This is a genomic window from Mogibacterium sp. CM50, assembly GCF_000293155.1.
GTDB classification, from domain to species: domain Bacteria; phylum Bacillota; class Clostridia; order Peptostreptococcales; family Anaerovoracaceae; genus Mogibacterium; species Mogibacterium timidum.
The window spans coordinates 26,122-33,658 of the sequence record NZ_ALNL01000018.1; the positions used below are offsets into that span (position 1 = coordinate 26,122).

General features: G+C 49.2%; 5 protein-coding genes. All 5 read left to right on the forward strand.

What is annotated here, in order from left to right; genetic code table 11:
- The first annotated feature begins 10 nt into the window (after window positions 1-10).
- Entirely contained in the window at window positions 11-3,640 is a 3,630-nt protein-coding gene (rpoC, locus tag HMPREF1152_RS02585; RefSeq protein ID WP_009643600.1) for a DNA-directed RNA polymerase subunit beta', read from the forward strand.
- Window positions 3,641-3,809: 169 nt separating this feature from the next.
- Window positions 3,810-4,223, forward strand: a complete 414-nt coding sequence (gene rpsL, locus HMPREF1152_RS02590; protein WP_009643583.1) for a 30S ribosomal protein S12 — start codon at window positions 3,810-3,812, stop codon at window positions 4,221-4,223.
- Between the two features lie 99 nt (window positions 4,224-4,322).
- Window positions 4,323-4,793 (forward strand): 30S ribosomal protein S7, encoded by a 471-nt coding sequence (rpsG, locus tag HMPREF1152_RS02595; protein ID WP_009643582.1) that lies wholly within the window; start codon window positions 4,323-4,325, stop codon window positions 4,791-4,793.
- A gap of 51 nt (window positions 4,794-4,844) precedes the next feature.
- Window positions 4,845-6,914, forward strand: a complete 2,070-nt coding sequence (fusA, locus tag HMPREF1152_RS02600) for an elongation factor G (protein ID WP_009643572.1) — start codon at window positions 4,845-4,847, stop codon at window positions 6,912-6,914.
- Window positions 6,915-7,001: 87 nt separating this feature from the next.
- Window positions 7,002-7,537, forward strand: a 536-nt coding sequence (locus HMPREF1152_RS02605) for a GTP-binding protein (RefSeq protein ID WP_009643590.1), incomplete at its 3' end; no start/stop codon positions are given.

Consider the following 7,537-nt stretch of genomic DNA (forward strand, 5'->3'; position numbering starts at 1 on the left):
AGGGGGAAGCATGACTAAAAACGATAACAATCAAGATCTTAGAAATTTTGAATCCCTGCAGATCAAGTTGGCTTCAACAGAGAAGATGCTTGAGTGGTCTCACGGCGAGGTGACTAAGCCGGAGACTATCAACTACAGAACTCTCAAGCCTGAACGGGACGGACTCTTCTGCGAGAAGATCTTCGGGCCGACTAAGGACTGGGTATGCTCCTGTGGTAAATATAACAAGATTCGCTTTAAGGGCATTGTGTGCCCTTATTGCGGAGTTGAGGTAACGAAGTCCAAGGTTAGAAGAGAGAGAATGGGACACATTCAGCTCGTTAGTCCTGTATCTCATATCTGGTACTTCAAGGGAATTCCTTCAAGAATCGGCCTCGTGCTCGATATCACTCCTAAGCAGCTCGAGAGAGTGCTGTATTTTGCAGCATATATCGTAACTGACCCGGGAGAGACTCCGTTCGAGTACAAACAGATAATCGAAGAAAACCAGTATAATGAAGCTCGCGAGATTTACGGCAAGAATTTTGAGGCAGCGATGGGAGCTGAGGCAATCAAAAAGCTTCTCGAAAATATTGATGTAGACGAGGAGACCGAAGTTCTCCGTGAGCAGCTCAAGAAGGCTACCGGACAGAAGAGAATCCGTCTGGTTAAGAGGCTTGAGGTGATCGAGGCTCTCAAGCAGTCCGGAAACAGACCCGAGTGGATGATTCTCGATGTAGTTCCGGTAATCCCGCCGGATCTGAGACCTATGGTGCAGCTTGAAGGCGGCAGATTTGCTACATCCGACCTCAACGACCTATATAGAAGAGTTATTAACAGAAACAACAGACTCAAGAAGCTGCTCGAGCTTGGGGCTCCTGATATAATCGTCAGAAACGAGAAGAGAATGCTGCAGGAGTCGGTTGACTCTCTGATTGACAACGGCAGAAGAGGAAGGGCCGTGACAGGTGCTGCGGGCAGACAGCTCAAGTCGTTGTCCGACATGCTCAAGGGTAAGCAGGGACGTTTCCGTCAGAATCTGCTCGGTAAGCGTGTTGACTATTCGGGCCGTTCCGTAATCGTAGTAGGACCTGAGCTCAAGTTCTACCAGTGCGGTCTGCCTAAGACAATGGCTCTGGAGCTGTTCAAGCCCTTCATCATGAAGGAGCTGGTACAGCAGGAGTATGCACATAACATCAAGAGCGCCAAGACAATGGTCGAGAAGATGAAGCCCGAGGTATGGGATGTTCTCGACTATGTAATCAAGGATCATCCTGTGCTGCTCAACCGTGCTCCTACACTGCACAGACTGGGAATTCAGGCCTTCGAGCCGGTTCTGGTAGAGGGCAAGGCTATTAAGCTCCACCCGCTCGTTTGTACGGCGTTTAACGCCGATTTCGACGGAGACCAGATGGCTGTCCACGTACCTCTATCCGTAGAGGCACAGGCAGAGGCCAGATTCCTCATGCTGTCTGTCAACAACATCCTGGCGCCTAAGGATGGATCACCGATCACAATCCCTACTCAGGATATGATACTCGGAAGCTACTACCTCACACACGAGGGTACGGAGAATCGTAATCTGGAGAACGAGAAGGGTGATGGCAAGTGCTTTACAGACATCGATGAGATGCTCATGGCTTACCAGAACCACACGGTTGGTATCCACGCTAAGGTCAAGGTTAGAAGACGTGCGTTCCCTGGAGACCCGGGCAAGCTGGTAGAGTCTACCGTAGGCAGATTCATCTTCAACCAGGGACTTCCTCAGGATATGGGCTTTGTAAATAGAGAAGAGGATCCATATTCGCTGGAGGTGGACTTCCTCTGCGATAAGAAGAAGCTCGGTGTTATCATCGACAAGTGCTTCAAGAAACACGGCAACACAAGGACAGTTCTGATGCTCGACTACGTTAAGGGCATTGGATACAAATATTCCACCAAGGCTGCTGTTACTATCAGCGTTTCCGATATGGAGATTCCGGAGGAGAAGGCTGAAATCGTTGCAGCTGCCGATAAGCAGGTGGATAAGTTCGAGGCGGCATACAGACGGGGTCTGATGACGGACAAGGAGCGTTACGATAGAATCATCAGGACGTGGAAGGACGCAACCGACAATGTTGCTGATGCTCTGATGGATTCCCTCGGATCCCTCAACAACCTGTTTATCATGGCTAACTCCGGAGCCAGAGGTAATAAATCTCAGATCAGCCAGGTCGGCGGCATGAGAGGCTTGATGGCTAATGCCACAGGTCACACGGTAGAGATTCCTATCAAGGCCAACTTCCGCGAAGGACTATCGATTCTGGAGTACTTCATTTCATCCAACGGTGCGCGTAAGGGACTTGCGGACACAGCGCTGCGTACAGCGGATTCTGGATATCTGACAAGGAGGCTTGTAGATATCTCGCACAGTGTAATCGTTACAGAGGACGACTGCGGATCGGATGAGGGTGTTAAGATACAGGCATTTACAGATGGCAAGGAAGTAATCGAGCCGTTGGCACAGAGGATTGCAGGCAGATACATCACTGAGGATGTTGTTCATCCTGAGACAGGTGAAAGCCTGGCGAAGGCAGGAGATTTCATTCAGGACAATGTTGCCGAGGCAATCGAAGCTGCCGGAGTTGAAGCTGTCAAGATCAGATCTGTCATGACTTGTAAGGCTGAGCGTGGAGTTTGCGCTAAGTGCTACGGCAGGAACCTCGCAACGGGAACTGCAGTGCTCCCGGGTGAGACAGTTGGCATCATTGCTGCTCAGTCGATAGGTGAGCCGGGTACTCAGCTGACAATGCGAACGTTCCACACCGGAGGTGTAGCCGGCAGCGATATCACACAGGGTCTTCCAAGAGTCGAGGAGCTGTTCGAGGCCAGAAAGCCTAAGGGACTTGCTGAGATCTGCGAGGGAGACGGAGATGTTGTATCCATCGAGCCTACAGATGACAACAGAACAAGCGTTGTTGTCAGAGAGAAGGATGGGGATCATGAGTACATCATTCCTTACGGCTCAAGACTTAACGTCAAGGTTGGTGATAAGGTCAAAGCCGGCGGGCAGATTACAAAGGGACCGCTTGATCCTCATGATGTAATGAGAATCCTCGGCGTACAGGGAGTATATGAGTACTTGCTGCGCGAGGTTCAGAGAGTATACAGACAGCAGGGTGTAGATATCAACGACAAGCATGTTGAAGTTATTGCATCTCAGATGCTGTCCAAGTACAAGATTGAGAAGGCCGGGGATACCAACCTCCTGCCGGGCAGCATGTACAGCATCAACGAGATCAACAAGGCTAACGCGGCAATTGATCCGGAGAACAGCGAGCCTGCTACATATGAGCGCCAGTTACTTGGCATCACTAAGGCAGCTCTTGCTACAAGCTCGTTCCTATCTGCCGCATCCTTCCAGGAGACTACTCGTGTCCTGACAGACGCTGCAGTTAAGGGTAAGACTGACCACCTGGACGGACTCAAGGAGAACGTCATGATTGGTAAGCTGATCCCCGCCGGAACAGGTATGAAGCGTTACGGAGCAGTTGACGTAGATTACGGTGAAAATGAGCCTCTGATGCAGTCGAGCTTTGATGGTGAGAACATGGTTTTAAAGATGCCGTCAGCTAACCTTAAGCCTCAGTCCGGCGTGCTGTACGACGGCATTGAAGAGTAATACGGAGCTCTAAGAGCTGTAAATCGTACAAATTCATAATGTACAGCCGATGCATTGACAATTCAGTGCATCGGCTGTTATACTATACAGGTTCAATATACTGCGCGGGGGCTGTCCAATCAGCCACTGCGGGTTTGAATGAGTAAATTTTATAAGAAAGGAGACAATAATGCCTACTATTAACCAATTAGTTCGTCAGGGCAGAAAGAGTGCAGTTAAGAAGTCAGGTTCACCGGCTCTTGGCAAGAACATGAACAACCTTAAGAAGACCCTTACTGACGTAAATTCACCTCAGAAGAGGGGAGTCTGCGTTGCAGTTAAGACTGTAACTCCTAAGAAGCCTAACTCAGCACTGAGAAAAGTTGCGAGAGTTCGTTTGACTAACGGTATCGAAGTAACAGCATATATCCCTGGAATCGGTCACAACCTACAGGAGCACAGTGTTGTACTTATCAGAGGCGGAAGAGTTAAGGACCTCCCGGGTGTAAGATATCACATCGTTAGAGGAACACTTGACGCTGCCGGCGTATCGGGTCGTGGTCAGAGACGTTCCAAGTATGGAGCAAAGAGACCTAAGAAGTAATTGATTTCGGGATATTGTCCTTAATATATGATATTAAGGCGCACACGGCCAGCGACAGAAACAGGCCGAGTACCCCGTGGACTTAAGGAGGGAAGAGAAGTGCCAAGAAAAGGTAACGTACCAAAGAGAGAAGTACTTCCGGATCCAGTATACGGTAGCGTAGTGGTTTCAAAGCTGATCAACAGCATTATGCTGGACGGGAAGAAGGGCGTAGCCCAGGCAATCGTTTACGATGCATTTGACCAGATCAAGGAATCCACAGGCGAGGAACCGCTGGAAGTATTTGAGAAGGCAATGAGCAACATCATGCCTGTACTAGAAGTTAAAGCAAGAAGAGTCGGCGGTGCAAACTATCAGGTTCCTATCGAGGTTAGACCTGAGAGAAGACAGACTCTAGCCCTGCGTTGGCTCACAAAGTTCACAAGACTTAGAGGTGAGAGAACCATGGCTGAGAGATTAGCTCACGAGCTTATGGACGCTTCCAACAACACAGGTGCATCTGTGAAGAGAAAGGAAGACACTCATAAGATGGCTGAGGCTAATAAGGCGTTTGCACACTACAGGTGGTAATCAGAGATGACACACCTGATAGAAATGAGATAATAGCAGGAAGGAGGATTTATGGCTAGACAATTTACTCTAGAAAATACCAGAAATATTGGAATCATGGCTCATATCGATGCCGGAAAGACAACAACGACTGAGAGAATCCTTTATTACACAGGAAAGACTCATAAGATCGGTGAGACTCATGATGGTGCTGCTACCATGGACTATATGGCTCAGGAGCAGGAGCGTGGTATTACAATTACCTCTGCTGCTACTACCGCTCAATGGAAGGGCACAAGAATCAACATTATCGATACGCCGGGACACGTAGACTTTACTGTAGAGGTAGAGAGATCGCTGCGTGTACTCGATGGTGCGGTAATGGTATTGAGTGCTAAGGAGGGCGTTGAGCCTCAGTCCGAAACAGTATGGAGACAGGCTGAGAAGTATGGCGTACCAAGGATGATCTTCGTCAATAAGATGGACATTCTCGGTGCAAATTTCTTCCACGTACTCGATACTATTCACGATAGACTGAGAGCTAATGCGGTTCCTGTACAGATTCCTATCGGATCCGAGAACATGTTCGAAGGAATCATCGACCTCGTCACAATGAAGGCTGAGGTTTACGACAAGAATGATGCAACAGGTAAGGAGTTCGACATAGTTGATATCCCTGACAATATGATGGGAGAGGCACAGGCTTGGCATGACAAGATGGTTGAGGCTGTCGCAGAGCTCGATGAGGAGCTGACTATGAAGTACCTCGAGGGAGAGGAGATATCCAACGAGGAGCTCAAGGCCGTCATCAGAAGAGAAACGATCGCAGGAAATATTTTCCCTGTATTCTGCGGATCTGCATACAAGAACAAGGGTGTTCAGATGATGCTGGATGGCGTTGTGGATTACATGCCGGCACCGACAGACATTCCTTCTATTGGCGGTGTTAACCCCGACACAGATGAAGAGGATGTTAGACATTCGAGCGATAAGGAGCCGTTCTCGGCGCTTGCGTTCAAGATTGTAGCAGACCCATACGTAGGAAAACTCGCGTTCTTCAGAGTTTACTCCGGAACACTTGAGACGGGTTCGTACGTATACAATGCGACTAAGGGTAAGCGTGAGAGAATCGGAAGAATCCTTCAGATGCACGCTAACCACAGAGAGGAAATCGAGAAGGTTTACGCCGGAGATATTGCTGCAGCTGTAGGTCTCAAGCAGACTACAACAGGAGATACGCTCTGTGATGAGAAGAAACCGATCATCCTCGAATCTATGGAATTCCCGGATCCGGTAATCGAGATTGCTATTGAGCCTAAGACCAAGGCCGGTCAGGAGAAGATGGGTATTGCTCTCTCCAAGCTGGCTGAGGAAGATCCAACCTTCAGAACATACACTAACCCGGATACCGGACAGACTATCATCGCCGGAATGGGTGAGCTTCATCTCGAGATTATCGTTGATAGACTTCTCAGAGAGTTCAAGGTAGAGGCAAACGTAGGCAAGCCGATGGTATCCTACAAGGAGACGATTACCGCTGAGGTTGATGAGGATTACAAGCACAAGAAACAGTCCGGTGGTTCCGGTCAGTACGGACACGTTAAGTTCAGACTATACCCAAGAGAGGCAGGTTCCGGCTTCGAGTTCAAGAACTCCGTCACAGGCGGTGCTATTCCTAAGGAGTACATCCCGAAGATTGAGGAGGGAATGATCGCAGCAATGCAGAACGGACCTGTCGCAGGCTACCAGATTGTAGACGTTGGGGTGGACCTGTACGACGGTTCTTACCACGAGGTGGACTCGTCAGAGATGGCGTTTAAAATTGCAGCCACCATGGGCTTCAAGGAAGCGTGCAAGAAGGCAAAGCCGGTGCTGCTCGAGCCGATTTTCAAGGTAGAGGTTACTGTGCCTGAAAACAACATGGGTGACATCATCGGAGATATCAGTGCCAGACGAGGATCTATCGAAGGCTCTGACATCAACAACGGAGCAGCTATCGTAAGAGGTTTCGTCCCGCTATCCGAGATGTTCGGATACGCTACAGACTTGCGTTCCAAGACACAGGGACGTGGTGTGTACGTAATGCAGTTCGACCACTTCGACAAGCTTCCGGAGAGCTTGAAGGAGAAGGTTACAAAATAATCTATAATCTCGCATGAGGTTACTCGGGCGGGAATATGAAGTTTTACAACAAATTATTGCAAATAATTCTAAATAGGAGAAATTATCATGGCAAAGCAGAAGTATGAGAGAACCAAGCCGCATATCAACATTGGTACAATCGGCCACGTTGACCACGGCAAGACAACTCTGACAGCGGCAATCACAAAGACTCTTCACGCAAGATATGGACTCGGAGCAGACGTAGCATTCGACCAGATCGATAAGGCGCCGGAGGAGAAGGCAAGAGGAATCACGATTTCATCTGCACACGTAGAGTATGAGACACCAAACAGACACTACGCACACGTAGACTGCCCGGGACACGCCGACTACGTTAAGAACATGATCACAGGAGCAGCACAGATGGACGGAGCTATCCTGGTAGTGGCGGCAACAGATGGACCGATGCCTCAGACAAGAGAGCACATCCTTCTGTCGAGACAGGTAGGCGTACCATATATCATCGTATTCCTGAACAAGTGCGATATGGTAGACGACGAGGAACTGCTGGATCTCGTAGAGATGGAGGTAAGAGAGCTTCTTGACGAGTATGAGTTCCCCGGAGATGACACACCGATCGTGAGAGGATCGGCACTCAAGGC